The sequence below is a fragment of the Exiguobacterium chiriqhucha RW-2 genome (assembly GCF_000416965.1).
Taxonomy (GTDB): domain Bacteria; phylum Bacillota; class Bacilli; order Exiguobacteriales; family Exiguobacteriaceae; genus Exiguobacterium; species Exiguobacterium chiriqhucha.
Genome location: NZ_ATCL01000005.1, coordinates 1 through 323 on the forward strand (window position 1 = coordinate 1; position 323 = coordinate 323).

Annotated in this window: 1 pseudogene; it reads right to left on the bottom strand. The window is 60.7% G+C overall.

The features are described from left to right. Window positions 1–323: pseudogene (locus M467_RS0115745) on the bottom strand (glutamine--fructose-6-phosphate transaminase (isomerizing)); the annotation flags it as partial.

Genomic DNA, 323 nt, shown 5'->3' on the forward strand with positions numbered 1-323 from the left:
GGTGACTTGTTCTTACCGATGTAGAGGCGCTCTTGATCCTCTGAGTCGATCATCGCGATTGCGTACGAGCCGTGGAGCTCAGCCAACGTCTTGCGGAACGCCGCCTCGACGTCGCCAAGTTCGACGAAGTTCTTCTCCATCAACTGTACGATGACTTCCGTGTCCGTCTCCGAGAGGAACGGGACGTCGAGCGTCGCCTTGATCTGCTCGTCGTTCTCGATGACACCGTTGTGGACGAGCGTGAAGCGGCCCGTCGTGCTCTGGTGCGGGTGGGCGTTCGGGACGCTCGGCACGCCGTGTGTCGCCCAACGTGTGTGACCGAT